Origin of the sequence: Streptomyces sp. NPDC051217 (genome assembly GCF_044455465.1) — a bacterium.
Lineage (GTDB): Bacteria > Actinomycetota > Actinomycetes > Streptomycetales > Streptomycetaceae > Streptomyces.
In genome coordinates this window covers 169,658-194,291 of record NZ_JBITEV010000002.1, presented here as the reverse complement: position 1 = coordinate 194,291, position 24,634 = coordinate 169,658, and the positions used below count along the sequence as shown (strand labels likewise).

Annotated in this window: 24 protein-coding genes and 1 pseudogene; 12 read left to right on the top strand and 13 right to left on the bottom strand. The window is 70.6% G+C overall.

The genetic code is table 11. The features are described from left to right. The first annotated feature begins 270 nt into the window (after window positions 1-270). Complete coding sequence (locus ACIBBB_RS05960; protein WP_398979180.1) at window positions 271-1,053, top strand: phosphodiesterase; 783 nt, start codon at window positions 271-273, stop codon at window positions 1,051-1,053. A gap of 68 nt (window positions 1,054-1,121) precedes the next feature. On the opposite strand, the gene ACIBBB_RS05955 is transcribed toward ACIBBB_RS05960, so the two are convergent. From ACIBBB_RS05955 to ACIBBB_RS05940, 4 genes are all read right to left on the bottom strand, one after another. Continuing rightward, on the bottom strand, window positions 1,122-2,555 hold the full coding sequence (locus tag ACIBBB_RS05955) for a rhamnulokinase family protein (protein WP_398980036.1): 1,434 nt from the start codon (window positions 2,553-2,555) through the stop codon (window positions 1,122-1,124). A gap of 113 nt (window positions 2,556-2,668) precedes the next feature. After that, on the bottom strand, window positions 2,669-4,726 hold the full coding sequence (locus ACIBBB_RS05950; protein WP_398979178.1) for a bifunctional aldolase/short-chain dehydrogenase: 2,058 nt from the start codon (window positions 4,724-4,726) through the stop codon (window positions 2,669-2,671). 235 nt (window positions 4,727-4,961) lie between these two features. Continuing rightward, the gene (locus ACIBBB_RS05945) at window positions 4,962-5,789 is read right to left on the bottom strand and encodes a nucleotidyltransferase domain-containing protein (protein ID WP_398979176.1); all 828 of its coding nucleotides are present in this window, start codon (window positions 5,787-5,789) and stop codon (window positions 4,962-4,964) included. A gap of 139 nt (window positions 5,790-5,928) precedes the next feature. After that, window positions 5,929-7,761, bottom strand: coding sequence for a hypothetical protein (locus tag ACIBBB_RS05940; RefSeq protein WP_398979174.1), 1,833 nt, complete (start codon window positions 7,759-7,761; stop codon window positions 5,929-5,931). Between the two features lie 349 nt (window positions 7,762-8,110). On the opposite strand from ACIBBB_RS05940, the pseudogene ACIBBB_RS05935 reads away from it, so the two are divergent. After that, window positions 8,111-8,506, top strand: a pseudogene (locus ACIBBB_RS05935) (hypothetical protein); the annotation flags it as partial. Window positions 8,507-8,890: 384 nt separating this feature from the next. Next, complete coding sequence (locus ACIBBB_RS05930) at window positions 8,891-9,295, top strand: nitroreductase family deazaflavin-dependent oxidoreductase (protein WP_398979172.1); 405 nt, start codon at window positions 8,891-8,893, stop codon at window positions 9,293-9,295. Between the two features lie 105 nt (window positions 9,296-9,400). On the opposite strand, the gene ACIBBB_RS05925 is transcribed toward ACIBBB_RS05930, so the two are convergent. Further along, window positions 9,401-10,288 (bottom strand): LLM class F420-dependent oxidoreductase, encoded by an 888-nt coding sequence (locus tag ACIBBB_RS05925; RefSeq protein ID WP_398979170.1) that lies wholly within the window; start codon window positions 10,286-10,288, stop codon window positions 9,401-9,403. Between the two features lie 258 nt (window positions 10,289-10,546). On the opposite strand from ACIBBB_RS05925, the gene ACIBBB_RS05920 reads away from it, so the two are divergent. Then, window positions 10,547-11,419 carry an FkbM family methyltransferase gene (locus ACIBBB_RS05920; RefSeq protein WP_398979168.1) on the top strand — a complete coding sequence of 291 codons (873 nt, stop codon included), beginning with the start codon at window positions 10,547-10,549 and terminating at the stop codon, window positions 11,417-11,419. Between the two features lie 174 nt (window positions 11,420-11,593). Here the strand turns inward: ACIBBB_RS05920 and ACIBBB_RS05915 are convergent, their stop codons facing one another. Further along, on the bottom strand, window positions 11,594-11,938 hold the full coding sequence (locus ACIBBB_RS05915; RefSeq protein ID WP_398979166.1) for a hypothetical protein: 345 nt from the start codon (window positions 11,936-11,938) through the stop codon (window positions 11,594-11,596). A 173-nt stretch (window positions 11,939-12,111) separates the two neighbouring features. Then, window positions 12,112-13,302 (bottom strand): S8 family peptidase, encoded by a 1,191-nt coding sequence (locus ACIBBB_RS05910; RefSeq protein WP_398979165.1) that lies wholly within the window; start codon window positions 13,300-13,302, stop codon window positions 12,112-12,114. 144 nt (window positions 13,303-13,446) lie between these two features. On the opposite strand from ACIBBB_RS05910, the gene ACIBBB_RS05905 reads away from it, so the two are divergent. The 3 genes from ACIBBB_RS05905 (at window position 13,447) to ACIBBB_RS05895 (ending at window position 15,709) form a co-directional block, all read left to right on the top strand. Beyond that, window positions 13,447-14,418: a GlxA family transcriptional regulator gene (locus tag ACIBBB_RS05905; protein ID WP_398979162.1), complete on the top strand. Its 972-nt coding sequence runs from the start codon at window positions 13,447-13,449 to the stop codon at window positions 14,416-14,418. Between the two features lie 67 nt (window positions 14,419-14,485). Beyond that, window positions 14,486-15,091, top strand: coding sequence for a DJ-1/PfpI family protein (locus ACIBBB_RS05900; protein ID WP_398979160.1), 606 nt, complete (start codon window positions 14,486-14,488; stop codon window positions 15,089-15,091). 129 nt (window positions 15,092-15,220) lie between these two features. Further along, a complete protein-coding gene (locus ACIBBB_RS05895) occupies window positions 15,221-15,709 on the top strand; it encodes a beta-class carbonic anhydrase (RefSeq protein WP_398979158.1) in 489 nt (162 codons plus the stop codon). A gap of 51 nt (window positions 15,710-15,760) precedes the next feature. Here the strand turns inward: ACIBBB_RS05895 and ACIBBB_RS05890 are convergent, their stop codons facing one another. The 4 genes from ACIBBB_RS05890 to ACIBBB_RS05875 form a co-directional block, all read right to left on the bottom strand. Next, a complete protein-coding gene (locus tag ACIBBB_RS05890; protein ID WP_398979156.1) occupies window positions 15,761-16,660 on the bottom strand; it encodes an alpha/beta fold hydrolase in 900 nt (299 codons plus the stop codon). Window positions 16,661-16,759: 99 nt separating this feature from the next. After that, entirely contained in the window at window positions 16,760-17,125 is a 366-nt protein-coding gene (locus tag ACIBBB_RS05885) for an MmcQ/YjbR family DNA-binding protein (protein ID WP_398979154.1), read from the bottom strand. Further along, on the bottom strand, window positions 17,106-17,852 hold the full coding sequence (locus ACIBBB_RS05880; protein ID WP_398979153.1) for a DNA polymerase ligase N-terminal domain-containing protein: 747 nt from the start codon (window positions 17,850-17,852) through the stop codon (window positions 17,106-17,108). Before ACIBBB_RS05880 ends, ACIBBB_RS05885 begins: the two co-directional genes overlap by 20 nt. Window positions 17,853-17,910: 58 nt before the next feature. Further along, window positions 17,911-18,378, bottom strand: coding sequence for a DUF5709 domain-containing protein (locus ACIBBB_RS05875; RefSeq protein ID WP_398979152.1), 468 nt, complete (start codon window positions 18,376-18,378; stop codon window positions 17,911-17,913). A gap of 415 nt (window positions 18,379-18,793) precedes the next feature. On the opposite strand from ACIBBB_RS05875, the gene ACIBBB_RS05870 reads away from it, so the two are divergent. Further along, window positions 18,794-19,303: a hemerythrin domain-containing protein gene (locus ACIBBB_RS05870; protein WP_398979150.1), complete on the top strand. Its 510-nt coding sequence runs from the start codon at window positions 18,794-18,796 to the stop codon at window positions 19,301-19,303. 110 nt (window positions 19,304-19,413) lie between these two features. Here the strand turns inward: ACIBBB_RS05870 and ACIBBB_RS05865 are convergent, their stop codons facing one another. Continuing rightward, window positions 19,414-19,800: a fic family toxin-antitoxin system, toxin component gene (locus tag ACIBBB_RS05865; protein ID WP_398979148.1), complete on the bottom strand. Its 387-nt coding sequence runs from the start codon at window positions 19,798-19,800 to the stop codon at window positions 19,414-19,416. Further along, window positions 19,797-20,099 carry a DUF1778 domain-containing protein gene (locus ACIBBB_RS05860; RefSeq protein ID WP_398979146.1) on the bottom strand — a complete coding sequence of 101 codons (303 nt, stop codon included), beginning with the start codon at window positions 20,097-20,099 and terminating at the stop codon, window positions 19,797-19,799. The genes ACIBBB_RS05865 and ACIBBB_RS05860 overlap by 4 nt, the downstream gene beginning before the upstream one ends. 115 nt (window positions 20,100-20,214) lie before the next feature. On the opposite strand from ACIBBB_RS05860, the gene ACIBBB_RS05855 reads away from it, so the two are divergent. The 4 genes from ACIBBB_RS05855 to ACIBBB_RS05840 all read left to right on the top strand — a co-directional run bounded on the left by ACIBBB_RS05855 (window position 20,215) and on the right by ACIBBB_RS05840 (window position 24,575). Then, the gene (locus ACIBBB_RS05855) at window positions 20,215-20,940 is read left to right on the top strand and encodes a FadR/GntR family transcriptional regulator (RefSeq protein WP_398979144.1); all 726 of its coding nucleotides are present in this window, start codon (window positions 20,215-20,217) and stop codon (window positions 20,938-20,940) included. Further along, the gene (locus ACIBBB_RS05850; RefSeq protein ID WP_398979142.1) at window positions 20,937-21,722 is read left to right on the top strand and encodes a creatininase family protein; all 786 of its coding nucleotides are present in this window, start codon (window positions 20,937-20,939) and stop codon (window positions 21,720-21,722) included. Before ACIBBB_RS05855 ends, ACIBBB_RS05850 begins: the two co-directional genes overlap by 4 nt. Before the next feature lie 210 nt (window positions 21,723-21,932). Further along, on the top strand, window positions 21,933-22,958 hold the full coding sequence (locus ACIBBB_RS05845) for an alpha/beta hydrolase family esterase (RefSeq protein ID WP_398979140.1): 1,026 nt from the start codon (window positions 21,933-21,935) through the stop codon (window positions 22,956-22,958). A 30-nt stretch (window positions 22,959-22,988) separates the two neighbouring features. Continuing rightward, window positions 22,989-24,575 (top strand): AbgT family transporter, encoded by a 1,587-nt coding sequence (locus ACIBBB_RS05840; protein WP_398979138.1) that lies wholly within the window; start codon window positions 22,989-22,991, stop codon window positions 24,573-24,575. Window positions 24,576-24,634: the final 59 nt, after the last annotated feature.

The following is a 24,634-nucleotide window of genomic DNA, read 5'->3' as shown; positions in this document are numbered from 1 at the left end:
AGCGGCCGTCAGGACGTGACGGTGCGGGCGCGGCGCTACCGAAGGTCAGCGACAGCGACAACAACAGGCGGGCGGGGATCCCACCCGGCCCCGGCGCAGCAGAAAGCTGAGGCCGCGAGGCGCGCACTCACCGCGGGGACCGCTGTGACGCGGCTCCACTGCACGGTAGTTCGAGTACGGGTCCATGGCAGGCACCGTACCTCAGCCATTGTCCCGGCGACATGAGCGGAACCGGCGGTGGGCTTCGGCGGACCCGGGCAGGGTGTGCGTATGGCCCTCTCCGTCGCGCACCTCAGTGACCCGCACCTCACGACCGGCCCGCTGGGCGGCGCACCCGCCGAAGGGCTGGGCCGGGCGCTCGGCCGCGTACTCGTGCTCGATCCGCGGCCGGACTGTGTGGTGATCACCGGGGACCTGGTGGAGCGGGGAGCACCGGACGAGTACGCGGTCCTGCGCGAGGTGATCGGACGCTTCCCGCTGCCCCTGTTCCTGGTGACCGGCAATCATGACGAACCCGGCGCACTGCTCGACGCGTTCGGCGGGACGGCGCTGATGGGCGGGGCCCACCAGGCGTACTACGCGGCCGAGTTGCCCCGGCTCACCGTCGTGGCTCTCGACTCCTCGGTGCCCGGCGCGGGCGGCGGGCGTCTCGGACCGGGCCAACTCGGCTGGCTCGACGAGGTCCTGGCCCGCAGGCCGGACGTCCCGGCGTTCGTCTGTCTGCACCACCCGCCGGTGCCGGTCGGCATTCCGTTCCTGGATGCGATGAGGCTGGCCGACGGCGACGCGCTCGCCGAGGTGCTCGTCCGGCACCCGAACGTGGCTCGCGTGCTCGCGGGTCACGTCCACCGCCCGGTCACGACCGCGTACGCCAACAGCACCCTCGCCCTGGCCCCGAGCACCCACCTCCAGAGCGGCCTCGCCCTGCGCGAAGGCGTCCCCGACTACCTGCCCGAGCCGACGTCCTTCCTCCTCCACCTGCTCGCCGGCACGTCGTGGATAACCCACACCGTCCCGGTCAGCCACGCGGCGGCTCCGGTCGGCGGATACTAGGGCGTGTCCGCAAAGTCCCGCCTGGCCCGCGAAGATCCGCCGGACAGGCCCTGGGCGGTCGCAACGGGCTACCCGTCGAGTCCGACCCGGGCTGCCGCCCCCGACCATGCCAGGGCGTCGCCGCGTGGCTCGTAGCGGCGCAGCCGTTGGGTTCGGGCCACCAGGCGGCGCATGTCGGAGCGGTCTCCGACGAGGCCCTGGGTCCGTGCCTGGACGAGGATGTTGCCGAGTGCGGTGGCCTCGGCCGGGCCCGCGACCACCGGCAACCCCGTCGCGTCCGAGGTCAGTTGGCAGAGCAGTTCGTTGCGGCTGCCGCCCCCGACCAGGTGCACCACGCGGATGTCGGCGCCCGAGAGTTCGGCCGCCGTGCGCAGCGTGGCGCGGTGGGCGAGCGCCAGGCTTTCCAGGATGCAACGGACCGTCGCCGCGTGGTCGGCGGGCGGTCGCTGGCCCGTTCGGGCGCAGTACGCCGCGATACGGGCCGGCATGTCGCCCGGTGTGAGGAACGACGGGTCGTCCGGGTCGACCAGCGCGGCGAACGGCCGTGACCGGGCCGCCCCTGCCATCAGCGGCCCCAGGCCGGCGGGAAGCCCACGCTCCCCCCAGGTGCGCAGGCTCTCCGACAGCAGCCACAGCCCCATGACGTTGCGCAGGAATCGGTAACCGCCGTCCAGCCCCAGCTCGTTGGTGAAGTTCGCGGCCCGGGAAGCCTCGGTGACCACCGGCTCGGTCAGTTCCAGCCCCGCCAGTGACCACGTACCGCACGACACGTACGCGAAGCCCGGCCCGGTCGCGGGGACCGCGGCCACGGCCGAAGCCGTGTCGTGCGAGGCCACGGCCGTGACCGGGGTGGACTCCGGCAGCCCGGTCTCGGCCGCGACGTACGGCAGCAGCGTCCCCGCCGCGTCCCCCGGCCGCCGGATCGGCGGGAACAGGCTCCGGTCGATGCCCAGTCGGCCCATCAGCGCGTGCGACCAGTCGCCCGTGCGCGCGTCGAACAGGCCCGTCGTGGACGCGTTCGTGGCCTCCGCGCCGACACTGCCCGTGAGCCAGTGCGTCAGCAGATCAGGGATCATCAACAGCTGTTTGGCTGCGGCCAGTTGAGCACTCCCGGACGCCGCCGCGAGCTGGAAGACCGTGTTGAACGGCAGATACTGCAACCCGGTGATCCGGTACAGCTCCCCGGCCGGGACCGTCCTCCAGACCCGCTCGCCGACACCCTCGGTACGGGTGTCCCGGTAGTGGTACGGATTGCCGAGCAACTGCCCGTCCGCGTCAAGCAGCCCGTAGTCCACCGCCCAGCTGTCGATCCCGATCGAGGCGACGTCGCCGTAACCACGGGCCGCCCGGCCGAGACCGTCGAGCACCCCCTGGAAGAGCGCGAGCACGTCCCACCGCAGACTGCCCGGCAGCCGAACCGGCCGGTTCGGGAAGCGGTGCACCTCGGACAGGTCGAGTGTCCCGGGACCGGACCGGCCCGACCCGCCCACGCGCCCCGCCATCACCCGCCCGCTGGTGGCGCCGAGATCGACGGCGATGAAGGCGGCCCGCTCCTGCGCGGACTGTGGTTCGGTGCCGTACGACACGGCGGTGCCCCCCGCTCCCTCTCAGCGCCTCAACGCAGGAACGCCGCGGCGACACCCGCGTCGACGGGAATGTGCAGCCCGGTGGTGTGCGTGAGGTCGCCGCCGGTCAGGGCGAACACCGCGTTCGCCACATGTTCCGGCAGCACCTCACGCTTGAGCAGCGTCCGCCGGGCGTAGAACTCGCCCAGCTCCTCCTCCGGCACCCCGTACACCGCCGCCCGCTGCGCCCCCCAGCCCCCCGCGAAGATCCCGGACCCGCGCACCACCCCGTCCGGGTTGACCCCATTGACCCGGATATCGTGCTCTCCCAACTCCGCTGCCAGGAGCCGTACTTGGTGAGCCTGGTCCGCCTTGGTCGCCGAGTACGCGATGTTGTTGGGACCGGCGAACACCGCGTTCTTCGACGTGATGTAGACGATGTCCCCGCCGAGCCCCTGCCCGGTCATGACCCGCGCCGCCTCCCGCGAGACCAGGAACGAACCGCGCGCCATGATGTCGTGCTGGAGGTCCCAGTCCCGGGCGGTCGTCTCCAGCAGAGGCTTCGAGATCGAGATGCCGGCGTTGTTGACGACCAGATCCACCCCGCCGAAGGCGAGCACCGCCTCGCGGAACGCGGCGGCGATCGCGTCCTCGTCCGTCACGTCGACGGTGACCGCCAACGCCCGGTCCGGGCCGCCCAGTTCACCGGCGACCTCCGCCGCGCTCTCCGCGTTCACATCGGCGACCACCACGCACGCGCCCTCGGCAGCCAGCCGGTGCGCGACCGCCTTCCCGATACCGGACCCGCCGCCGGTCACCAGCGCGACCCGGGTCGCCAGCGGCTTCGGAGCCGGCATCCGCCGGAGCTTCGCCTCCTCCAGCGCCCAGTACTCGATACGGAACTTCTCCGCCTCGTCGATCGGTGCGTACGAGGAGACGGCCTCGGCGCCCCGCATCACATTGATCGCGTTGAGATAGAACTCCCCGGCGACTCGCGCCGTCTGCTTGTCCTTGCCGTACGAGAACATGCCCACGCCCGGCACCAGCACGATCGCCGGGTCGGCGCCGCGCATCGCCGGTGAGCCGGCGTCGGCGTGCCGGTCGTAGTAGGCGGCGTACTCCGCGCGGTACTCCTCGTGCAGGCGGGCGAAGCGGGCCGTCACCTCGTCGAGCGGAGCGGACGCCGGCAGATCGAGAACCAGCGGCCGGACCTTCGTACGGAGGAAGTGGTCCGGGCACGAGGTACCGAGGGCCGCGAGACGCCGGTGCTCCGCGCGGGCCAGGAAGTCCAGCACCGGCGCGCTGTCGGTGAAGTGGCCCACCTGGGGCCGGTTCGTGGAGGCCAGCCCCCGCAGCAGCGGGGCCAGCGCGGCGGCGCGGGCCCGCCGCTCGTCGTCGGGCAGCGGCCCGTATCCCTCCAGGAGGGGACCGAACGGCTCGGGCCTGCCGCGCTTCACGAGGAACCGCTCGGCCTCGCGGATGATGCTCAGTGAGTTCTCCTCGCACTCCCGCGAGGTGTCGCCCCACGCGGTGATGCCGTGGCCGCCGAGCACACAGCCGATCGCCCGGGGGTTGGCCCGCTTCATCCCGGCGATGTCCAGGCCGAGTTGGAAGCCGGGACGGCGCCAGGGCACCCACACCACACGGTCGCCGAAGCACTCCGCCGTCAGAGCCTCGCCGTCCGCCGCGCAGGCGAGCGCGATGCCGGAGTCGGGGTGCAGATGATCGACATGCGCGGCGTCCACCAGGCCGTGCATGGCGGTGTCGATGGAGGGAGCCGCGCCGCCCTTGCCGTGCAGGCAGTATTCGAAGGCGGCGACCATCTCGTCCTCGCGCTCCACACCCGGATACACCTCGACGAGCGCGCGCAGCCGGTCGAGCCGGAGCACCGCCAGCCCCGGCTCGGTGAGCGTGCCCAGATCCCCGCCGGAGCCCTTCACCCACATCAGCTCCGTGTCGGCGCCGCTCACCGGATCGGGAGCCAGGCCCTTGGCGGAGGTGTTGCCGCCCGCGTAGTTGGTGTTGCGCGGGTCCGCACCCAGGCGGTGGGAACGCGCAAGGAGTTCGGCGGCGGGGAGGGGCCGAGCGGCTTCGGGGGAGGGCGTCATCAAGAGGCTTCCTTCGATCCCTGATCGATGAATGAATCGATTCATTGAGAAGGTAGGCGGGGCCGCCGACGCATGTCAAGGTAGGGGTGGGACCTAGGGTCTGTCGTTTGGATCAGACCCCGCTCCCTGATCCAGCCTGATCCAAACGACAGACCCTAGGCCGTGTCCGTGAAGTCCCGCCGCGTACGGCTGAACCGTTCCAGGTCGGACGCCGTCGGCCACCGGCTGCCCGCACTCACCCCTTCGCCAGCGACTCCGCTATCTCGTCGTGCAGTTGAAGCGGCAGCCGGGTGCCCCAGCGAGCGGAGGCCTCGGCCGCCAGGTCCCGGCTCCACCCCCAGCTCTCCACCGCCGCCGACCGCAGTTCGGCCGGTCGCGCCACGCCGGTCGTGCGGAGATGGCGCGCGCGGTCGGCCTCCGGAAGGTCCTGCTCCAGCGCGCGGCTCGGCGTCGGCCAGTGCGCCGTGGACCCGCGCAGCAGCCGGCACAGCTTCAACTGGAGCGGTGAGACGACGGCATGCAGCAGGTTGTACGCGCGGGCGCTCTCGCCCCGCGCCATCACATGCGCCAGCATCAGCGTCCAGTTGGCGAGCTCGTCGCACAGCTCCTGCGCGGTGGACACCGGCTCGGGCGGACGGAATTCGGCGAGCCGTCGGGCCGCGGCGGTCAGCCGCCCACCGCGGTCGAGCAGGACGGCCGAGTCGGGGTCGGGAAGATGCACCGACCCCTCCCACGAAGGGATCAGGTCGATCCCGGGCCCCGCCGCGTCGACGTGGAACTCCCCACGCATCAGGTCATCGAAGACGACGGCGAGGATGCCGTACATATTGGTGTGGGCCAGCTTCAGCGGGGCCAGCCGCTCGACGAACTCCCGCCCGTCGAAGGTCTCCGCGTCCGCGTCCCGTACGAAGAGATACGCGTCGATGTCGGAGTGCGCGTCCGACTCCCCGAGGGTCCACGACCCGTACAACAGCACACCGTCCAGGCGCGGTTCGGCCTCGGCGAGCTCACGCAGCCGTTCGATGCGGCGGTTCAGGACAGGGGACGGCGATCCATGACGCATGAGGCAGGTCTCTCCTGGATCTGGGTGACGGCACACGAACGCGGCCCGGTGGCTGCCGGACACGCCCTAGGTCTCGGACCACGCTCGTGTGCTCAGGTCATACCCATGCCGTAGATCTTAGAGGACGTTCCCGGTGGCCCTACCTGGACAGCAGGGGCTCCAGCGGCTCCAGGGACGGGAGAGGAATGTCGGGAAGTTCGGGGAGGATCGGTGGGATGGAGCCCAACGGGTCGCTCTCGACGACATAGCTGCAGTACGTGTACGAGTAGCCGGGATCGATCGACATGCCGTCCGTCGTGCTCGTGACGTCGTCCGCCGCGTCCCCGGAGTGCTTGAGGAGGAAGTGGTAGTCACCCACGGGCAGCCGCAGCGTCTTCCTCGGGTAGTTCTTGCCGGAGTCCTTGCAGGCACTGTCCACGGCGTCGTAGCTGGAGTAGTTCACGCAGCCACCACACGCCTTGATCTTGACCGTACCGGTCACGGGCCCGGTGTAGAGGATCTCCACCGCGTCCGAGGCGTCGTTGCTGATCACCACTTCCAGCCGGGGACCGCCCGGCGCGTTCTCCGGGGGCAGGCGGTCGCCGGCCGCCGCGCGTTCCTGCGCGATCTCGGCGGCGATGGCGATGTCCCGTGCCCGGTCCCTGCGCGAACTGTCCTTGTACGTGGACCTGAACGAGGTCAGCGTCTCCAGGGCGAGGTCGAAATCCTTGTCCCTGAACTGGTCGACACCGCAGGCGTAGGTTCCGGACTCCACGGCCGACGCGGCGCTCTTCTTGAGTGCGGCCGTGTCCGTCTCGAAGGTGCCGACCATCTCGGAGATGCTCTCCAACTCCGTTTTGGACGAGCAGGGATCGGCTCCGCCCAGCTTCCCGGAGCGGTCCTTGATCGCGGCGGCCACGGCCGGCTTCACCTCCGCCGCCTGCTCCGACTCGGGGAACAGCGAGATGAGTTCGGCCAGTTCGCCGCGGCCGGAGACCGGCTTGCCCGGGGCCAGCCCCAGCCTCCCGCACTCCAGGAGCGAGGTGGCCAACGGCTGGTCGGGCCACTTGGCCAGCTCGCCGAGCAGGTCGGCGTCGACCGAATCGGGCACGTCACGCAGGTACTTGAGGGCGTCGACGGCGTCGCAGTAGTTCTTCCGCGTGTACGGGACGGACACGGCGTCGTAGAACGTGGTGAGCCGCTTCGGTACGAGCTTGCCCGCTCTCGAATCCCCTTCGTTCTCGCCGAGTTCCCGGTAGACACCGAGTGCGGCGGTGAACCCCACGCTCTTGTCCCTGCTGCTGCCGTCGCCCTCGCGCGTCGCCTCGACCTTCTTGTCGGCCTCGGCGAGCCGGTCGAGCAGCATCCGCTCGACCGCCTCGTCCCGCGCCCCGTCGTAGGCGACGGCCCCGCCCACGGGTATGGCGAGCAGGACAAGGGCCACGGCGACGGCCACGGCGGGCCGCAGGGCGGGGAGCACCAACGGCGGTCGCCCGACCGGGACACGGGCGCGCCGCGCGCCGTCGAGGGCCGCGGCGATCAGCACCAGGGCGTAGAGCGCGACAAGCAGCCCGGGTGCGCCGTTGGTGTCCGCGGGCAGCACGAGGAGAAGGAACAGCCCACTCGCGGCCAGGCTGAGTCCGAGCCGTAGCCAGTCGCGGATCAGGGCGTAACCGAGCCCGAGGCCGGTGAGATTGAGGAGCGCGACGGCGGCGACATGCCCGGACGGGGTCGGCGGGCCGACGGGCTGGGGAGGAACGGCGGGCGGGGGATACTCGAAGGCCGGGGGCTGGGCCGGTTGCGGCGGTGTCACCGGGGACCGGGCAGGCGGTGAGGCGGGCGGCGGCGGTGTCAGCGGCTGCGTCGGTACGGACGGCGGTACGGCGTCACCGGGCCCGCCGGCACCCGTCCCCGAGGCGTCCGCGTCTCTGCCCGCTTCGGAGCCTGAGCCCGCGCCCGTCCCTTTCTCGTCACTGTCTCTGCCCGTGGCCATGTGCCCCCCTGTTGTGTTGTACCGCAGTCTCCCACTGCTACTTCATACAGTGAACGTCAAGGTCGGTGCCGTGCAAGGCAGTTGGGGAATGATCGCGGTATCCGCCCAGGTCGGCCGGACTCCCCGCATCGTTACCGAAATTCGGCCATGGAGATGATTGACGCACTCGAAGTCTGGCCAGAATGATGCCGTGACAGTGAGTCGGCGAACTACATAATAATACGTTGGGGCGCCCCTAAAGATCATTGATTCTGCTCTCCGGGAATCGCCCTGCAACCGCGCACCGTCAGCACTCAGCAATACGTCCCAGGCCACCCGGCCACCAATGAACGGCGCGAGGAGAGCGGCCGTGCATGATGAATTCCTGTGCCATGTCACCGCCTACGGAGTCAGTGGCGGTCAGCGTATAGGCGTACCCCTGGGAACGTATCGCGCACCCACTCTGTCACTTGCACTGTGGTGGTTACGGGACCGGGCCACATGGATTGCGGAACGTCTCGATCCGAGCCCCGACAATGATAATTTTCCCGCCCAGGCGCTCGCCCCGCTGGCGGACAATGTCCCCGACGTACCCCAGATGCTGCGGGCATGGCGCGACAATCAGACCCATCAGGACCGCGTCGCGGAACATCTGGCGGCGGGCCATCTCATTCGAGTGGCCACGCGTGACGAAACCACGGAATACGAACTGCTCGCGGAATCCGTGGACGCACTGCGGATGGACCGGGCCAGCCCGTCGCTGATCGACGAGACGGAAATCCGGGACGGTTACGTGGACGGCGATGCGTACGGGCGGACATCCGTCGCCGCGGAGCACGAGTACGAGAGTGAGTACGGTTACGCGTACGCATATGTAAAGCCGTCGGAAGGCGCCGGGAAATGGCGTACGTCCGAGGACTCCTTCGCCGACACCTTGCAACTGGGCAGGCTGCCCCGGTAATCGCGGGACCGGCACATCGGAATAACTTCTTCCGCACCGTCGTTCACCGTCTCGGAACACGCGGCGCGCGGCATGCGCCGCACAACGGCCGCTGTCGCGCGGACGTTGCTACGGTCGGATGCGCACGAGCCCCTGGCCGCCCCCACGCGGGACGCCACGGGCACGGCGAGACCCGGAAGGAGACGGCAGATGCTGTACGGCAAAGAGCATGTGAAGCGCTACCAGGAGACGGACGGCGAGGTGGGGCACGTGTGGGAGAAAGGCACCACCACGCTGATCCTCACCACCACAGGCCGCAAGAGCGGCGAGCAACGCAGCACCCCCCTCATCTACCGCAGCCACGGTGACGACGTGATGGTCGTCGCCTCCCACGGCGGCGCCGACCTGGCTCCGCAGTGGTACCGCAACATCCAGGCCGACCCCGAGGTCCAGGTACAGGTGAAGGGCGACCGCTTCACCGCCCGCGCGCGTACCGCGACCGCGGAGGAGAGGCCGGAGATGTGGCGCAAGATGGCCGAGGTCTGGCCCGCGTACGACGACTACCAGACCAAGACGGACCGGGAGATCCCCGTGGTCGTCCTGGAACGCGTCTGACCACTCCGGCCGTGCGCGACGGCCGCCGATGGCAGCCGGCGCGTTCTTCGCTTCCGTGAAGTCGCCCGCCCGCACCGCGGGCGGGCGTTCTTCCGCGACGGCCCGTCAGCTCCGAGGTGTCAGCTCCAGAGCCTTGGCCAGTGTGCGCCACTCGGCGAGCGGCAGGTCCTTGCCCCGGTCGCCCGCCAGCACCTGAAGCGCCAGATGGTCGGCGCCCGCGTCCACGTACTCCTCGACACGCGCGCGCACCGTATCGGCGTCACCCAGCGCGAAGAGCGCGGCCAGGAGCCGGTCGCTGCCGCCGTCCGCGAAGTCGCCCTCGGTGAAGCCGAGCCGGAGCAGGTTGTTGGTGTAGTTGGGCAGCTGCAGATACATCGACAGCATCCCGCGCGCGACGGTCCGGGCCGCGTCGATGTCCGTGTCGAGTACGACGGTGAGCTCCGGCGCGAGCAGCGCGTCCGGACCCAGCGTGGCGCGGGCCTCCGCCGTGTGCTCCGCGGTGACGAGATAGGGGTGCGCGCCCACCGCCCGCTTGGCGGCGAGCTTCAGCATCTTCGGGCCGAGTGCGGCGAGGACCCGCCCCGACGCGGGTACAGGGGCCGCCGCCGCGTCCAGGGCGTCAAGGTACTCGACCATGGTCGAGTAAGGCCGTGCGTAGTTGGGGGTGAACCCGCCGTGGCTGACACCCAGCCCGAGGACGAAGCGTCCCGCGGCGTCCTGCTGGAGCCGCGCCGCCTGCTCGGCGACCGCCTGGGCCGGGTGCTCCCAGATGCTGAGGATGCCGGTCGCGACGGTGATGTGTCGGGTCGCCTCGACGACGGGAGCGACCTGGTCCAGCGACGGGCTGCCGCCCATCCAGACCGTTCCGTAGCCGAGCGCGTCGAGTTCGGCCGTGGCCGCCGAGACGGCGGCGATCTTGCCGGGGTCCGAGGGGTGCAGGGCCGAGCTCCAGATACCGATCTTGCCGAAACGTTCGTGATTCACAGAGGGCATACCGAAAACGTAACTCAGGACGCCTCGCCACGCCGCCACCGCGCCCGCCGGCCGGCGCCGGCGGACCCCTCGGTAGTGACGGGATGGTTCCCCGCCCGTTCATCAAACCAACATCCGCCGCTCACTCGGTGTCGACAACATCGCCCTACCCCCCCGGCCGCCTGAACGACATATAGGAGCCCAGTGAAGATCCTCCGTAAGTTCTCATCAAGCGCGAGCAGCGGGAGGCCGCGGCCGGGCCGGCCGGCCGGTGCGCGAGTGGGCACCCGGATTCGCGATCTCCAGGAGGCGAACCGGCGGACGGAGCAGGAGGCGGCGCGCGTCAGGCCCGTCACCACCTCCGACATCCTCACCAAGCACCGCAAGGGCTTCCCCCACCACGGCTGGGTGGAGATCGACTCCGAGCACTGCCCGCCGTTCGTCATGTTCTGCGCGAACGACGAGGCCGTCGCCCTCGACACGGTGTGGAACGGCCGCTTCGGTTACGAGTCGTCGAGCCTGCACCACTGGAGCCGGCTCGCCGCCACCAGCCGTACGATCCTCGACATCGGCGCCCACGTCGGCTACTACGCGATGATCGCCGCGCTCTCCGCCCCCAAGGCCACCGTGCACGCTTTCGAGCCGGTGCCGCCGATCCACGCGAGGCTGGCCGTCAACCACCGGGCGAACAACCTCAAGAATCTCGTACTGCACCAGAACGGCGTCTCGGACCACGGGGGCACCGCGGACATAAACATCCGCTTCCCGCTGTCGAACCTGCTCTCCACCGGCTCCTCGCTGGAGGACTTCACCAAGCCGCCGGCCAGCGCGTTCACCACACGGGTCCATCTGCTCACCGTGGACGAGACTCTGGGGGACACCCCGGTCGACCTGATCAAGATCGACGTCGAGGGCCATGAGCCGAGCGTCCTGGCCGGAGCGCGGGGCGTCATCAAGCGCGACCGTCCGGTCATCATTCTCGAAGCCCTGCACAAGACGCTGCTCGGCAAGCTCACCGAGCCCTTCGAGGGTCTCGACTACACCTTCCGCTGGATCTCGGAGGCGGACGGCCGGCTCGTCCCCATCACCGGGGACCGCCCCGAGAAGAGCCGCAACCTGATCTTCGCGCCGAAGGAGCGGGAGTACGCCTGACCCGCTCGGCTGCCCGCTGTCCGTCGCTGCCCGCTGTCCGCCGCCCCGGCCGGACATGGCGCCGCCCCGGCACGGGCGGTGACGCTCGTGCCGGGGCGGCTGGTCGGCGGACCCGGCCGGCCCAGTCGGCCGGCCGGGTCCGCCGGTTCAGTGGTTCGGCCGGTCAGCCGGTGGTCAGCTGAAGACGACCGAACGGACCATCAGCCGCTCGGAGGCATGGCCACCGTTGGGCCGAAGGGTGAAGTGATCGCCTTCGCAGTCGGCGCCCGCGAAGACGGTCGCCGTGGCGTCCGTGTTGTTGCGGGGGCTGTGCGCCGGCGCCGTCATCTCGTTCTCGACCTCGGGCAGCGTGATGCACTCGCGGCTCTGCGGGTCCACGAGAGCCGACGTCTGGGAGATGCCGGTCTCGCTGTTGTGCTGGTAGGTGAAGTCACCCTGGGCCGCGCCGGCCGAGGCCGGAAGGGCGATGACGAGGGCGAGGGCGCCGACGGTGGCAGCCACACTGGTACGAAGTCGCACTGGACACTCCAATGGTGCGGTGGGGGTGGAACAGATCGTCGAAAGACTGTCCCGGCCTGTGTGGATGTTCTCCGAACATCCCCGTCCGTCCCTCCAACAGCGGGTTGCAGAAACGGTTCTTCATGGACCATGTGGGTCTCCGGGCCGGTCGCCCGCCCGTCGGCGCCCTTCTGTCAGAGCCCGTCGGTGAACAGGAGCCGGTTCGGTGAGCCCTCGCCGACGGCCGACAGCCTGTTCTCGGTGGCCGAGCCGCTGAGCCAGTCCGCCAGTTCCTCCGGAGTCGCGTCCGGGTGCTCCGCCTTGTAGAGCGCGGCCACGCCCGCGACATGCGGAGAGGCCATCGACGTGCCGTTCAGGGAGACGCTGCCGCCGCCCAGCTTGGCCGACACGATGGCTGCCCCCGGCGCGTACAGCGACAGGCACTTCCCGTGGTTGGAGAAGCTGGACTGCTTGTCGTTCCGGTCGGTCGAGCCGACCGTCACGACACCCTCCGCGGAGGCCGGTGAGACGGAGCAGGCGTCCACCGCGTCGTTGCCCGCCGCGAGGATCGGCAGGACGCCCCGCTGCGAGAGCGCCGTCGCCGCGTTGTTCACGGCGACCGACTTGGGGCCGCCGAGTGAGCCGTTGAGCACGGCCGGCTGCTTGGCGTTGGCGGCGACCCAGTCGAAGCCGGCGAGGATCCCCGACCAGGTGCCCTTGCCCTTGCAGTCCAGGACCCGGACGCTCACCAGGTCGGCCTCGGGAGCGACACCGTGCGTACGGCCGGCGACCGTGCCCGCCACGTGCGTGCCGTGGCCCTGACAGTCCTTGCCCTGGCGGCCGTCGCCGATGGCGTCGTACCCCGGCCGCGCGCGCTCGCCGAACTCGTCGTGGCCGAAGTCGATGCCCGTGTCGACGACATACGCGGTGACACCCTTGCCGGTGCTCTTCGCGTCGTACAGGCCGTCCAGCGGCAGTTCCTGCTGGTCGATCCGGTCCAGACCCCAGGACGAGGCGGGCACCAGGCTCTTCGCCGGAGCGGTCCCCAGCGCCTCGATCTCGGAGTCCTCCTCGACGGCGGTGACGCCGGGAGTGGCCCGGATGGTCTTGAGCTGGGCGGGAGTCAGCTCGGCCGCGAATCCGCGCAGCACGCTCGTGTACGTGAACAGGGGCTTCACCCCAGCCCGGTTGAGCAGCTTGCTCGCGTCGAAGGCGGCGTCGACAGAGACGATGTAGCGGTCGAGCAGCGGCGCCGCGGAGCGGTGCAGCGGCGCGGAGTAGGGCTGGGCGGAGGCCGGCTGGGCCGTGGTGGGGAGCGGGCCGGCCGCCACTACCACCGCGCTCGTGGCGACCAGGAACATGCTGAGTTTCAGGTGATTTTTCATGAAAGGTACTTAAACATGATCGAATTATCTTGACCCGCAGGCTGGGCGGGTGGTTCACCCGACCAGATGGCCCCCGGCCCATGACGCGATGTGTGGGCAGTACGTCGTTGACGACGCGATCCGTGGACGCGCACGCTTGACGGCGTGCAGCACCGACGCGTTGTCTTCGTGATCTTCGAGGGGTTCCAGTCGCTCGACCTCTCGGGTCCCTTCGAGGTGTTCCAGCAGGCCGGCCGTGCGGGCCCCGGCTACGACTGCCGCATCGTGGCCCCCGTCGCGGGCCCGGTGCGCTCGACCGGCGGGCTGCGGGTCCACGCCGACCACTCAATCGCCGATCTGGATCCCGCCGGGATCGACACCCTGGTGGTCGCCGGTGGGGGAGGAGTCGACGAGGCGGCGCGGAACGCCGGCCTCGTCGACTGGATCGCCGAGGCGGGCGCCACCGCCCGCCGGGTCACCTCGGTGTGCAGCGGTGTGTTCCTGCTCGCGGCCACCGGGCTGCTCGCCGGACGGCGCGTCACCAGCCACTGGAGCCGCGACGCTCAGCTGCGCCGTGAACATCCCGAGCTGACCGTGGACACCCGGCCGATCTTCGTGCGCGACGGACGGGTCTGGACGTCCGCCGGGGTGACCGCGGGCATGGACCTGGCGCTCGCGCTCGTCGAGGACGACCTCGGCCGGGAGGTCGCCCACACCGTCGCCCAGCATCTCGTGCTCTTCCTGCGCAGGCCCGGCAGCCAGGCGCAGTTCAGTGTGCCGCTGTGGTCCACGCAGCCTGCCACCGACCCGATCCGGGCCGCCGTCTCGGCGGTCCACGCCGATCCCGGCTCCCCCCACACCCTCGCCGACCTGGCCGCCCGCGCCGGGCTGAGCCCGCGTCACCTCCAGCGCCGGTTCACCGCGGAGCTGGGGGTGGGACCCGGCGAGTACGTGGAGCGCGTACGGGTGGAAGCCGCCCAGCAGGCACTCACCGGCGGCGACGAGCCCGTGGCCACGATCGCGCGCCGCTGCGGACTCGGCAGCTCCGAATCACTGCGGCGCGCGTTCCACCGCCACTGCGGCGTGACGCCGACCGACTACCGCAACCGCTTCCGGTCGACCGAGGGCGGCACCTGACGCCCCACGACGTCCCCCCCCGCCCGCCTGACCACGAAGGACCACCTATGACGACCAAGGACCACCCATGACCACGTACGGACTGCTGATCTTCGACGGCGCCGAGGAACTGGACTTCGTCGGCCCCTGGGAGGTGTTCACCGCCTCCTCCATGCTGCGCGACCGGGCCGACACGGCCGTCCTGTTGGCCGAACGTCCCGGCCCGGTCACGTGCGCCAAAGGCATGCGGGTCATACCCGACCACACGCTCGGCGAGAGCCCGCGGCTGGAGGTGCTGCTCGTCCCCGGCGGCCGGGGAACCCGGCGCGAGGTGGCCAACCCCGCGCTGACCGGGTGGATCGGCGGGACGGCCGCCGGCGCCGACTGGGTCACGAGCGTGTGCACCGGCTCTCTTCTGCTGCACGAGGCCGGTCCCGCCCGTGGGCGACGGGTGGCCACCCATCACGGCTTCGAGGACGAACTCCAGGCGCGCGGCGATGTCACGGTCGTCCGTGACGCCCGCTATGTCGTGGACGGGAACCTGGTCACCAGTCAGGGCGTCTCGGCCGGGATCGACATGGCGCTGTGGCTGGTCGGCCGGCTGCACGGACGCGACCATGCCCGCGCGGTCCGCCGGTACATCCAGTACGAGCCCGCGCCGCCCTACCTGGCCGACGAGCCGGTGGCGTACTGATCACGGGGCCTCAGGGCCTCTTTGTCGCCGGGGCGTGGCAAAGCTGTGGCGAGGCGGTCTGTCCTCTTTTGCGTTAGAATTTCGCCCCTTTACTGTGGCTCTGTCGCCAACTGTGGAAGAGGGTCTGTCATGTCCGTCACAGACGAATTCGTCGCCAACAACGGGACTTACGCGGAGACATTCTCGGGACCTCTGCAACCGCCCCCCTCCCGTCGGCTCGCCGTAGTGGCCTGCATGGACGCGCGGCTGGACATCTACCGCATCCTCGGCCTCGAAGAGGGCGACGCCCATGTCATCAGGAACGCCGGGGGAGCGGTCACCGACGACACGATCCGTTCCCTGGCGATCAGTCAGCGGCTGCTCGGCACACGGAAGATCTTCCTGATCCACCACACGGACTGCGGGATGCTCACCTTCACCGACGACGGCTTCAAGCGGGACATCGAGAACGACACCGGGATCCGCCCGCCGTGGGCCGCCGAGGCGTTCACGGACCTGGAGGAGGACGTGCGTCAGTCCGTCCGCCGGATCACGGTGAGCCCCTTCGTCCCGCACACCGACGCGGTCCGCGGATTCGTCTTCGACGTGGCGACGGGACGGCTCAAAGAGGTGGAGTGAGTGGCGCGACCCGGCTCGGGCCCGGCCGGGATCGGCCGGGCCCGGCGGGTGTCAGCCCCGGTCCGTGTGGCGGAGTACGGCGGGAATCGCCGTGTCCCACACACGGGCCGGGGGCACCTGATGACCGACCCCGTCCAGGGTGACGAGACGGGCGCCGGGAATCCCTTCGGCCAGTGCCCGCGCGTGGCCGAGCGGGAAGAGAGGGTCCTCGGTGCCGTGCAGGACGAGGGTGGGCGCGGCCACCTCCGCCAAGCGGACCGTGACCGGGTTCTCGTCGTCCTTGAGCGCCCAGTGATTCTTCATGGCCGCCTCGATGTCCGTGGTGCGGTCCACGATCCGGCCCGACAACTCCCGTACCGCTTCCTCGTCGAACGGCGCCGAACCGGTGAACAGCCGCTCGCCCTCGACCAGATACGCGATCACCGCGGCGCGGTCCGACCAGTCCGGCTCGGGGGCCGGATCGGCGAACGCCGCGCGCAGGCTCTCCGACGGGGGCGGCAGCTCCGACCCGGTGGGACCCGCCGGGCTGGTGGAGACAAGAGTGAGCGTCGCGACCCGCTCCGGGTACGCGACGGCCAGGCACTGCGCGAGCGCGCCTCCCATGGAGATGCCCACCACATGCGGCCGGTCGACGCCCAGCGTGTCCAGCAGACCGACCGCGTCCGCGGTCAGGTCCGAGAAGGTGTAGTCCGGGGCGCCCGCCGGAGAGGCGACGGACCGGCCGGTGTCCCGCTGGTCGTAGCGCACGACATGCCGCCCGCCGGCCGCGAGCCGGGCGCAGAACCCGTCGTCCCAGCCGTCCATCGAGCTCGCCGCGCCGCTGATCAGCAGGACGGTCGGGTCGGCGGGTTCGCCGAAGGCCTGGACGCACAGGCGTACGCCGTTGGCCTCGACCAGGCGCTCGGCGCCCCGGGGCACGTCGCTGCCGGACACGGCGTCATTGGGGATCATGCGTGGCTCCAGTGTTCTCGGGCGTCGGCCGTGGCCGTTCGCGTATGACCGCTTCCGCTGCTGTTACGACCGGACGGCGCTCCGGAACTCATCGGCCGATCAGCTCCCGAAGGACTCCGCGAGATCCGTCGGGGCTGCCTGCTTCCAGGAGTCGACCAGGATGTCGTACAGCTCGGTCTCGTCCTCAAGCGCGCTCAACCGGGCACGTACCCATGAGGAGTTGGCCTCGTGAGGCGGGACCCAGAACTTGTCGGGCTCCGCCGCGATCAGCTCCGTCCGCTCGAACTTGGGGCAGCGGACGGCGAACGACGTCCCGTCGTCGGGCACCGTGACGAACATCCGGCCCGCGACATGGAAGGTGGGGATGTTCCAGAGCTCCTTCTCCACCGTGCGCGGCAGGGACATCGCGATACGGCGGACGTCGTCGGCGTCAAGACCCGCGTGGTCAAGGTCTGCGTCTAGCATGGTCGTTGCCTTCGGATCGATGGACGCGGCTGCTCCCATGATCCGGCATCCTCCGGCCTCGCGTACCCCGGTCGTCCCGCGTACCCTCGTCGTCCTGCGCGTCGCGGACCACCTCGCTCAGCGTCCGGCCCGTGCGGGCGGACCGGGCCCGCCGTGGGTCGGGGGTGGCGCGGACGCCGTGCGTACTGCCGGAACCGGCCTTCTTCACCAGCAGCCATGCCTCGCCCGATCCGTCCCTGCCGTCACGGAACCGGGTGAGCGCGTAGGCGCCGCGCAGCTTCCGCCCGTTCAGCCGGAACGAGGCGTGGCCCCTGTCCAGCGCGGCGGCGAAGGCCGCCTGGCTCTCGACCCCCAACGGCGAGTAGGTCCCCCGGTCCCACACGATGACCGGGCCGGCCCCGTACTCACCGGAGGCGATGACGCCCTCGTACTCCCGGTACTCCAGCGGGTGGTCCTCGGTGGGCACCGCCAGACGCTTGTCGCCGGGGTCGGTCGAGGGACCCTTCGGCACGGCCCAGGACTTCAGTACGCCGTCCACCTCCAGCCGGAAGTCGAAGTGCGTACGGCGCGCGTCATGGATCTGGACGACGAACGACAGTTCCTCGGAGGGGCCCACGCTCTCGCCGCGCGGCTCGTCGGTGGTGTCGAACCGGCGCCTTGAGTGGTAGCGCGCCAGTCGGTCCTCTCCGCTCCCGTCGGCCACGGCGGACCTCAGCCCGTACGGCATTCAGGAACGAGCGCGGCACGGGAGCCGCGCCGCCCGGTGAACGTTCGTCGCCCTCGCACTAGCCCTCGGCCTCCTCGTCCGGAGAGATGTGCATGGCTGCCTCCTCGGCCGACGCCGCGCCGCCGTCGATCCCCACGTCGCGCGCCGACACGTCCGAATGCCGGCGGGGAGCGATGTCGTCAACCGGCTGCAAGCGCCCCGCCCGCACCTCACCGGTCTCCGTGTCCCTGGGCTCGCCCTCGCCGTCGGGCACGTCACCGACGTCGTCGCCCTCCTCCGGCCGCACGTCCGGAGCCTCCTGCGCGAGCCGCTGCTCCAGGGTCTCGCCCTCCTGCTGCTCCTCGCCGGTGACCCCGTACTTGTTGACACCGAGAGGACGCTCGGGCGGGGAGTACCCCTCCGCCATCATGTCGTCCAGCCCGCGCTCGTCTATCACGTTCTCCAGATCGAGGTCGTCGGAGGGGCCGTTCTGCACGTCCGAGTTCTCGGGCTGGTACACATCGTCGCCTCGTGACTCGTCGGCCATGACTCGATCCTTTCCAGAGGGGCTCCTGCCTGCGCGTTTCCGGAGCGTCGCGGTACGACGTCCGGGACCGCCCCCTGCGGGTGCCCGGCTCGGCTCCCGTCAACCTGGAGGATGGGAATCGGGGGCCACCAGGAACATGACGAGAGATCTTCAGAATACGCCCGAAATGTCCTCCGGGTGGATCGGGAGCGGCTCGGAAGGGGCCGTCCCGGTGACGAACGCCGCCGCGATCTCCGCCTCCGGGCGTGCGTCTGGGGCTGACGCCGGGCTCCGTCGTCGGTCATGAGCGGCCGCTCTCCAGTTCGGCCGGCGGCAACGGATTTTGAGCAGGGCGGCGGATTCCGGGCACACGAGCGCTCGACGGGCCGACAACGGAGCCCGGACGAGCGGACAACGAGTCGAGGGAAGGAGCCTGATGGATACCGAGCACGATGTGGTCGCACTGATCCTCCGGGACCACCGGACGATGGAGGATCTGTTCCGGCGGATGCGGAGCGTGGAGGAGGACCGCGCGGCGGCGCTGCGCGAGTTCGCCGGGCTGCTGATCGCCCACGCCCACGCCGAGGAGACGGAGGTCTACCCCGCGCTACGCCGCTTCAGGAACATCGACGACGACGAGGTCGAGCACGGCGAGGAGGAGCACGACGAGGGCAACGAGGCGCTGCTGGACCTGCTGGAGACCGGTCTGGAGGCCGGTGACGTCGGCTCGGCCGCATGGGACGAGAAGCTGGAGAACCTCGTCGAAGCGGTGACCCACCACCTTGACGAGGAGGAGCGGACCATCCTCAACGGCGCCCGGGAGAACGTCCCCGCCGACCGCCGTGCCGAACTCGGCGTCGCTTTCGGCGAGGAGCGCGCCAGGCAACTGGCGGCAGACTGCGGCCGTATCGAGAACGTCCGTGAGCAGGTCAAGAGCCGGCGGTGACGGACCCACGGGCTGTCTGCCGCGGCCCGTGCCGGGCAGACGGAGGGCAGGCACGGGAGAAGCCTTTCCCCGTCCCGCCGCAGACGGCCCGTCAACTCGGCGGGACCGGCTCAGCCGGTGGTCCAGCCGTGCAGGTGGCGGGCGATGCCGGCGACGCCGAGCGTCCCCGACGCGGCGTCGCGTACGAGCGCGACCGCCGCCTTCGCGGGGTACTCCAGCCGGTGCCCGTGAATTGAGAGGAACGCCTCGCAGGAGTGCCAGGCGAAGCCCTCGTTGGAGTGCTCCAGACAGGGCAGCCGGGCCAGGGTCTGGAGCAGCGCGGCGGCCTTGAGGTGCGGGGAGCCGTAGATGTCCCGGTCCATGGCGCGGGAGTAGACGCGGGCCACGGCCGCGTGGAGCGGGCCGTAGTCGTCGACCTGCGGGTCGCGGGGCAGCAGTTCGGCCGCGTGCAGCAGGTAGGACACATCGATCCTCGGCTCGGGCTCGCTCGCACTCACGCGGCGTGACCCTGGTCGCGGTCTTCGAGTTCCTGCCGGGCCCGCCGGTCGGCGGCGCGCTGCTCGGGCGTGGGGTCGATCGCGCTCGGCTCGGTGTCGAACGCGTCGCCGCCCCGCTCCATCGACGCCTTGAAGCCTTCGAGGAAGGTGTTCTCCACGGCGGTGGCGCGGTCGTACGCGGCCGACAGGACGTACTCCTGGAGACTGACACCGGCGGCCTTGGCCGCGGCGACGATCGCGGCCCGCTGTCCGGGATCGGGGAAGCGCAGGCTCATGGCCGCGGCCTTGGATTCGCTCATGGCCGCGAAGCTACCACTGATACCGCTGCCACCACAGGCCGGGAACGATCGACGCGCCAAGAAGTCGCTGTCAGGAGCATTGACACCGCGAGAGATCAAGTGATCTATTCACTTTATGAGTCGCAGTGAGTTGTCGTTGTCCGAGCGACTGGCGGACAACATCGTCGAGATCATCCGCTCGGAACGCCTCGGTCATGGAGACGCCCTGGCGTCCTCCCGTGACCTCGCCCGCCGCTTCGGCGTCACCACCCCCACGGTGCGTGAGGCGCTGCGCAGGCTGGAGGCGACCGGCGTGGTGGAGTTCCGGCACGGTTCCGGCACGTACGTGGGCCCGGGCATCGGGCGCCGGCTGATGGCCAACCCCCATCTGCCGCGCAGCACCCGCGCCTCGGTGCTGGAGCTGGTCGAGGCCCGGCTGGTGCTGGAGCCGGCCGTCGCCGCCGCGGCGGCGAACGTGCGGATGGCCGAGGCCGTACGGGAGTTGGAGTCGGCGGCGTCCAACGCGCTGCATCCACCTGAGGAATCCCTGCGGCAGTCGGTGCACTTCCACGTCGCACTGGCGGCGGCGAGCGGCAACTCCCTGCTCCGTGAGGCCGTCGAGGCCCTGCTCCAGGTCCGCGCCCGGGACCAGGTGGAGATCCGGCACCGGTACAACGACCGGGCCCGGGACCACGCCGAGCACCTGGAGATCCTCGACGCGGTACGCGACGGTGACGCGGTGGCGGCCGAGCGGCTGACCCGTACGCATCTGGCGGCGATCCGCGACGCGGTCCTCACGGCCGACTTCCCGGCCGACGAGCCGGACACCGATCTCGCGCTCCCGGAAGGAGGCCCGCGGTGAACTCCGAACCGTCTTCCCCCGGGCACTCCCGGCGGCTCGCGGAGATGACGACCGTGGAGGCGGCCGACGCCGTGACGTCCAGCCCCGTGGTGATCCTGCCGGCCGGCGCCTTCGAGCAGCACGGCCCCGGGATGCCGATGGCAACGGACACGCTCCGCGCGGAGTCCGTGGTCGACCTGGTGGCCGCCGAACTCGGCGGGCGCGCGGTGATCGGTCCCTCCCTGCCGGTCGGAGTCTCCCCCCACCACTTGGCGTTCGCCGGTACGGTGACGCTCTCCACGACGACGTTCGCCGCCGTCGTACGGGAGTACGTCGACAGCCTGTACCGGCACGGCTGGCGGAAGATCCTCGTCGTGACCGGCCACGGCGGCAACAACGCCACCCTGTCCACCGTCGCGCAGGACCTGCTCGTCACCCGGCCCGGCCTTGAGTTCGCGTGGACGCCGCTCACCGCGCTGGCGCCCGAGGCCGTGGCGGACATGCGCGTCGGCGAGGTGCACGGACACAGCGGTGAGGCCGAGACGGCCCAGATGCTGTACCTCGCGCCTCATCTCGTGCACAACGACCGGCTCACCCCCGGGTCGACGGCCACCGCCGATCTCGATCCGCTCTCCCGGCTCTCCAGGCGCGGCCACCCCGCGCTCGCGGTGAGCTACGACCGGCTCTCCTCCAACGGCGTGCTCGGCGACCCGCGCCGTGCCACCGCCGCCGCGGGGCAGGCCATCGTGGACACGGCCGTCTCCCGCATCGTGGCTTTTGTCAAGGAGTGGCTGGACGCCTAGAGAGGCCCGGAAAGGCCATCTCCCGCACATCCACCACTTCCCGCGTGCGCCGCCCCCGCACGACCGGCGGCGCACGCCCCTCACCCGTCCCCGTCCCTGCACTCCGCGCTTGGTTCCGAGCGCGCTGATTTCCCGCACCTCCGTCCCCGCACCGTCTCATCACACCCAGCCGTACGCGCACCCCGCGCCGTACGGCAGAAGGAGCCTGCAATGAAGCAGTCCCCGTTCGGCGGCAGACGCCTGACTCCGGGCCGTGCACGGGCCCTGTTCCGCACCTCCGTGGCCGCGGCCGGACTCGTCCTCGTCGGTTCGGCGTTGGCGCCGGTCACGGCGACCGCCGCCGCGCCCACGGCCGTCTCCGCCGCCACCTCCGCGTCGGCCAAGGGCTGTCGGCAGCCCGCGCCGCAGCAGCCGGGCACCAGTGAGCTCCGCACCGTCGCGAGCGGCGGGCTCTGGCGTACGTACCAACTCCATCTGCCCGCCGACTACACCCCGCGCGAGGACTGGCCCGTCGTGCTCGCCTTCCACGGCCGGGGCAACACCGGTGCCGGTACGGAGGAGTTCTCCGGGCTGTCGAACCTGCCCGCGATCGTCGCGTACCCCAACGGGGTCATCGGGACCGGCGACGGCGACCGGCAGGCCTGGCAGGGAGCGCCGTACGCCGCGGCAGGCGTCGACGACGTCGCCTTCACCGGCGACCTGATCGACGAGTTGAAGGGCACTCTCTGCGTCGACTCGCGACGCGTATATGCCACCGGCAAGTCGAACGGCGCCGGCTTCACCGGTCTGCTCGCCTGCCGGATGTCCGACCGGATCGCCGCCATCGCTCCCGTGGCCGGCGCGTTCTACCCCGAGACGGGCGAGAACTGCCGCCCCTCGCGGCCCGTCCCCGTCATCGACTTCCACGGCACGGGCGACGTCACGATCCCCTACGCCGGCGACGCCGAGCGCGGCCTGCCCGCCATCCCCGACTGGACCGCCGAGTGGGCGGACCGCAACGACTGCCGCTCCCGGCCGCACACCCGCACGATCGAGCCCGACATCACGATCACCAGCTACAACGGCTGCGACCGCGGCGCCGACGTGCGCCATGTCGCCGTCACGGACGGCGGCCACACCTGGCCCGGCGCCGACAGCTACAGCGGTGGCGGATACGTCACCGGGACCATCGAGGCGCACGAGGTGATGTGGCAGTTCCTGCGCCAGTACCGGACCCCGAGATCAGCCGGCCGCTGACGCGCGGTAACCGAGTAAGGAGAGCCGCTCATGAGTACTGAGAACCCCGCTCCACCGGGTACCCCGGGTACCCCCGGCACACCGGGCGAGACCCCCGCCGAGCCCCGGCTGCCGCTGATCATCCGTGCCATGGGCGTCATCGAACGTGCCGGCAACGCCCTTCCGCACCCCTTCTGGCTGTTCTGGATCCTGTCCGGGATCCTCGCCGTCGTCAGCGCCGTGCTCGCGGCGGCGGAGGTCTCCGTCGTCTCCCCGGCGGACGACAAGACAGTCGTCGTACAGAACCTGCTCAGCGGCGACGGGCTCGCCATGGCGGTCTCGACGATGATCGAGAACTTCGCCACGTTCCCGCCCATGGCGACCATCGTCGTCGTCATCATGGGTGTGGCCGTCGCCGAACGCAGTGGATTCCTTGCCGCGTTGATGCGGGTCGGCGTCTCGCGCGTACCGGCTTCGTGGGTCGTGTTCGCCGTGGCCTTCGCGGGCACGGTCGCCCATGTCGCCTCCGCCGCCGCCTACATCATCCTCGTGCCGCTCGGCGGTCTGGCCTTCCGCGCGGTGGGCCGTTCGCCGATCCTCGGCATCGTGGTCGCGTACACCGCGATCGCCTCCGGATACGACGCCAGTCCGCTGCCCACTCCCAACGACGCCATCTTCGCGGGCATCACCACGGCCGCCGCGCAGATAGTCGGCGGGGACGACGCGTACGTGTCGCCGCTGAGCAACTGGTTCTTCAACATCGCGTCCTCGTTCCTGCTCGCCGTCGTGATCACGCTGGTGACCAAGTACGTGCTCAGCAAGCGGCCCGACCTGGACGCCGATCCCGACGCCGACCTGGACGACCTGGGCCAACTGACGCTCAGCGACCAGGAACGCTCCGCGCTGCGCCGCGCCGTGTGCACGCTGCTCGCGGCCGTCGTGGTCCTGACGGCGGCGCTTCTGCCGGCCTCGTCCCCGCTGCGGGGAGACGGCGGCAGCATTGTCGAATCCCCCTTCCTGGACGGCATCGCGGCCGTCGTCGCCTTCCTCTTCGGACTGGTGGGCATCGTCTACGGCCTGCGTTCCGGCTCGATCAAGAAGGCCGCCGACGTACCGAGGCTGATGGGCGAGGGCATCAAGCAGATGGCGCCCGTGCTGGTGCTCTTCTTCGCGATAGCCCAGTTCCTGGCGTACTTCGACTGGACCCACATGGGCGATGTGCTCGCGGTCAGGGCGGCCGAGGCGCTTCAGTCCAGCGGACTGCCGATCGTGGTCGTCTTCCTGCTGGTCCTGCTCCTGCTGACGCTGGTGAACGTGATGGTGACCAGCGGCTCGGCGATGTGGGCGCTGGCGGCGCCGGTGCTCGTGCCCATGCTGATGCTGGTCAGCGTGCCGGCGGAGACGACGCAGGCGCTGTTCCGCATCGCGGACTCCGGCTCCACGGCCATCACACCGATGAGTCCGTACTTCGTGATGGCGCTCGGCTTCCTTCAGCGGTACCGCAAGAGCGCGGGCATCGGCACGCTCGCCTCGTACACGCTGCCGCTCGCCGTCGCGATGACCGTGGCCTGGACGCTGCTGTTCCTGGCGTGGTGGGCGCTCGGCATACCGCTGGGTCCGGGAGCGCCGGTGCGCTGATCCTCTCGACAGGGGGCGGCCCGTACAACGACACTTGAAACGAACCATTCGGTATCCTT

Coding starts and splice junctions, on each gene's coding strand:
- ACIBBB_RS05960 (WP_398979180.1), top strand. CDS start 271: ATGGCCCTCTCCGTCGCGCACCTCAGTGACCCGCACCTCACGACCGGC.
- ACIBBB_RS05955 (WP_398980036.1), bottom strand. CDS start 2,555: ATGGCGGGGCGCGTGGGCGGGTCGGGCCGGTCCGGTCCCGGGACACTC.
- ACIBBB_RS05950 (WP_398979178.1), bottom strand. CDS start 4,726: ATGACGCCCTCCCCCGAAGCCGCTCGGCCCCTCCCCGCCGCCGAACTC.
- ACIBBB_RS05945 (WP_398979176.1), bottom strand. CDS start 5,789: ATGCGTCATGGATCGCCGTCCCCTGTCCTGAACCGCCGCATCGAACGG.
- ACIBBB_RS05940 (WP_398979174.1), bottom strand. CDS start 7,761: ATGGCCACGGGCAGAGACAGTGACGAGAAAGGGACGGGCGCGGGCTCA.
- ACIBBB_RS05930 (WP_398979172.1), top strand. CDS start 8,891: ATGCTGTACGGCAAAGAGCATGTGAAGCGCTACCAGGAGACGGACGGC.
- ACIBBB_RS05925 (WP_398979170.1), bottom strand. CDS start 10,288: ATGCCCTCTGTGAATCACGAACGTTTCGGCAAGATCGGTATCTGGAGC.
- ACIBBB_RS05910 (WP_398979165.1), bottom strand. CDS start 13,302: ATGAAAAATCACCTGAAACTCAGCATGTTCCTGGTCGCCACGAGCGCG.
- ACIBBB_RS05900 (WP_398979160.1), top strand. CDS start 14,486: ATGACCACGTACGGACTGCTGATCTTCGACGGCGCCGAGGAACTGGAC.
- ACIBBB_RS05895 (WP_398979158.1), top strand. CDS start 15,221: ATGTCCGTCACAGACGAATTCGTCGCCAACAACGGGACTTACGCGGAG.
- ACIBBB_RS05890 (WP_398979156.1), bottom strand. CDS start 16,660: ATGATCCCCAATGACGCCGTGTCCGGCAGCGACGTGCCCCGGGGCGCC.
- ACIBBB_RS05885 (WP_398979154.1), bottom strand. CDS start 17,125: ATGCTAGACGCAGACCTTGACCACGCGGGTCTTGACGCCGACGACGTC.
- ACIBBB_RS05880 (WP_398979153.1), bottom strand. CDS start 17,852: ATGCCGTACGGGCTGAGGTCCGCCGTGGCCGACGGGAGCGGAGAGGAC.
- ACIBBB_RS05875 (WP_398979152.1), bottom strand. CDS start 18,378: ATGGCCGACGAGTCACGAGGCGACGATGTGTACCAGCCCGAGAACTCG.
- ACIBBB_RS05870 (WP_398979150.1), top strand. CDS start 18,794: ATGGATACCGAGCACGATGTGGTCGCACTGATCCTCCGGGACCACCGG.
- ACIBBB_RS05860 (WP_398979146.1), bottom strand. CDS start 20,099: ATGAGCGAATCCAAGGCCGCGGCCATGAGCCTGCGCTTCCCCGATCCC.
- ACIBBB_RS05855 (WP_398979144.1), top strand. CDS start 20,215: ATGAGTCGCAGTGAGTTGTCGTTGTCCGAGCGACTGGCGGACAACATC.
- ACIBBB_RS05845 (WP_398979140.1), top strand. CDS start 21,933: ATGAAGCAGTCCCCGTTCGGCGGCAGACGCCTGACTCCGGGCCGTGCA.
- ACIBBB_RS05840 (WP_398979138.1), top strand. CDS start 22,989: ATGAGTACTGAGAACCCCGCTCCACCGGGTACCCCGGGTACCCCCGGC.